The sequence below is a fragment of the Candidatus Methylomirabilota bacterium genome (assembly GCA_036002485.1).
Taxonomy (GTDB): Bacteria; Methylomirabilota; Methylomirabilia; order Rokubacteriales; family CSP1-6; genus AR37.
The window spans coordinates 1-2,906 of sequence record DASYTI010000232.1; the positions used below are offsets into that span (position 1 = coordinate 1).

The 2,906-nt window shown below is 68.9% G+C and carries 3 protein-coding genes; 2 read left to right on the forward strand and 1 reads right to left on the reverse strand.

The window, feature by feature from the left end; all coding sequences use genetic code 11:
- Positions 1–1,016: HAMP domain-containing protein (locus tag VGT00_20320; GenBank protein ID HEV8533776.1), on the reverse strand; the 1,016-nt coding region annotated here is incomplete at its 3' end.
- Between the two features lie 39 nt (positions 1,017–1,055).
- Here VGT00_20320 and VGT00_20325 point away from each other — a divergent pair.
- Together VGT00_20325 and VGT00_20330 are read left to right on the forward strand one after the other, a co-directional pair.
- Positions 1,056–2,483, forward strand: coding sequence for a hypothetical protein (locus tag VGT00_20325; protein HEV8533777.1), 1,428 nt, complete (start codon positions 1,056–1,058; stop codon positions 2,481–2,483).
- Positions 2,480–2,906 (forward strand): glycosyltransferase family 2 protein (locus VGT00_20330; protein ID HEV8533778.1); only part of this gene is annotated, 427 nt, incomplete at its 3' end. The genes VGT00_20325 and VGT00_20330, both read left to right, overlap by 4 nt.

A 2,906-nucleotide genomic window follows, 5' to 3' on the forward strand; every position in this document is an offset into this window, starting at 1 on the left:
TCGGCCTCGGCCATCTCGGCCCGGTCGAGGTGCGAGTAGTGGCGCAGGGCCTTGACCATCCGCGTGATGGCCTGGATGGACACGCGGATGTCGCTCACCGCGATGGCGAGGTTGCCGGCGTTCTCCAGGAAGGCCAGTGCGGGCGGCGGCAGCCCGCCCGGAACGGACTCCGCCAGGCGCCGCAGCTCTTCGTGCAGGCCCAGCCGCGAGTAGGCGAGGGCCAGCTCGCGCGGGCTGGGCAGGCCCAGGCCGAGCAGGATCGCCTCCAGCTCACGCGTGCGCTGCCGGATCTCGGTGGTGGAGGCTCGCTTCCGGGCGAAGTCGACCGAGAGCGCCTTCTGGACGAGCGCGTGGAAGGCGGCCCGCACCGCGGGCGACGGGCCGTCGGCGGCGAGGCTGGGCACCTGCCGGGCCAGGGTCTGCAGGCCTTCGGTGACGTTGACGATGGCGGCGTTGATCGCCGAGGACGGGGTGTTGATCTCGTGGGCGATGCCGGCCACGAACTGGCCGAGGCTGGCCATCTTCTCGGACAGGATCATCTGGGCCTCGGCCTGCTGGCGGTCCTCGTACGCCTTGAGCAGCGCCTCGTTCGTCCACTCCAGGTCCTCGGTGCGCCCGCGGACCTTCGCCTCCAGGTCCCGGTTCAGCTCCTCGAGCGCGCGGTGGTGGGCGTGCACCTGGCCGATCACGGCGTTGAAGCCCCGGGCCAGCTCCTCCATCTCGTCGCCGGTGCGCAGCTCCAGACGGCTGTCGAGGTCCCCCGCCGCCGCCCGGCGCGTGCTCGCCGTGAGGAGCGAGAGCAGGCGGGTGATACGGCGGGTCAGGAGGTACGCGCCGGCGGTGCCGAGGACGATGGCCAGCATCGCCACGGCGAGGAGGGCCAGCCGCGTGCGGAGGCGCTGGGAGGAGTTGAGCACGAGGTGTCCCATGGCCTCGTCGACGAGCAAGAAGGCGAGGGCCATGATCACCGCGGTCAGGGCCGTGAAGTAGAGGAGGAAGCGCGTCTGTAGCCGCATGCCGTGCCCGCGCCCTTGTAGCATAAAATGGCGCCGCCGATGCCCAGCCAAGACCGCTCCGAGGAGGAGCGCCCCGACCGCGAGCTCCGCTCCGACTTCCTCCGCGGCCAGATGCGCCACTGGATGGACCAGGTAGTGGCGGCGGGGAGGACCCGTGAGCTCTTCGAGCTGGAGATGTGGCTGCGCGCTTTCGAGCGCTTCTTCCGCATCAAGAACCAGCCCCTTTCGGAGCGCGAGGCCCGGCACCTCGCGCTGCGGAACTGGTCGGAGGAGCTGCGCCTGGTCGACAACGTGGCCCGCCGGGCGGTGCAGCTCTGCACGGCCATCCTCACCGAGGACCAGGTCAACCTCACGCGCTTCGACAAGTACGTCGAGGGCTACCTCAAGAAGGACGATCTCGTCGATCCGTACGTGGAGAAGCTGCTGCGCCAGGCGACACCCGAGGCCGGGCTGACGCTCCTCCGGGACGCCCTCGAGGACCTCCACGTGCTGCTCACCGACCTCGTGCGGCTCTCGCGCATCCCCTACGCCACCTTCACGTCGGTGGGGAAGATCCTCTACCGCGAGATCCGCCGCAGCCACCTCCTCGCCCTGCTCATCGACCGGAAGTTCAAGCCCATCCACGACAGGATCACGAACCCCGCGGTGGCCGGGATCATCCGGGGCATCCCGGACGCGGGCGCGCGCCGGCAGGCGGCCAAGGTCTTCCTGGAGCTGTTCCGGCTCCTCCACTACCTGGAGTTCGCCGACCCCGAGCGGGTGCCCGAGGAGGAGCTCAAGAACACCGTCCTCGTCTTCGCGCTCATCTCCTCCGAGGCGCGGCTGCTGCTCGCCTACATCGAGCGGCGCGTCCTGAGGAACGTCGACCCCGAGAGCCGGATGCACGAGCTGTACGACTCATTCGTGTACTCCCTGCCCTTCGAGATGAAGAAGGTCGTGAGCACCGAGCTCGTCGACATCTCGGTCGCCCGCCAGCCCGACATCGTCCGGGCGCGGGTGGAGAACAGCCACGGCATCCTCAAGGACTGCTTCCAGCAGTCCCTCGTGCAGCTCGCCCAGGTCTTCGACCCCCTGGTCCAGGGGCGCGACATCTTCGAGGACTTCACCGCGAAGTTCGAGCAGTCGGTGGAGCTGCGGGAGCAGCTGGCCCGCCTCGTCCACGTCGTGCGGGAGTTCCAGAACCACCGGGACGAGAACTCGGCGGCCGACATGAAGGAGGCCATCTCGCGCTTCTACGACACGGACATGAAGTACCTGATGTACCGAGACTGGTCGGGATTCGAGCTGTTCTTCATCGAGATCCTCAAGTGTCCCAGCCTCTCCGCCCTCCTCCAGATCAGCCACCGGTTCGAGACGTTCCTCTCCACCCTCCACCGGGAAGTGCAGAAGCGCTCCATCCTGCAGAACACGGGGCTCGGCAGCAGCGACGACGAACCCACGGCGGAGACGTTGGTTCCCGAAGGATGAGCCACCCGCGGGTCACCGTCGCCATCCCCTGCTACAACGAGGCCCCCACCATCGCGAAGGTGATCTCCGACTTCCGGTCCCGGCTGCCGGAGGCCGAGATCGTGGTGTTCGACAACGACTCCACCGACGGCAGCGCGGAGAAGGCGCGCGCGGCGGGGGCGCGAGTGATGCGGGAGAAGCGCCGCGGCAAGGGCCACGTCATGCAGTCGATCCTGGAGACGGTGGACGCCGACGCGTGCGTGATCGTGGACGGCGACGACACCTACTACGCCGAGGAGGTCGACGCCCTGCTCGCGCCCGTCCTCGAGGACCGGGCCGACCTCGTCGTCGGCGACCGGCTGGGCCAGGCCGACTCCAAGGCGCTCAGCGACCTCCACCGCTTCGGCAACCGCGTCATCCTCGCGATCATCAACCTCGTCTTCC

Bases quoted from the DNA above. Each gene is read 5' to 3' on its own strand.
- VGT00_20325 (HEV8533777.1), top strand. From the start codon at position 1,056: ATGCCCAGCCAAGACCGCTCCGAGGAGGAGCGCCCCGACCGCGAGCTC.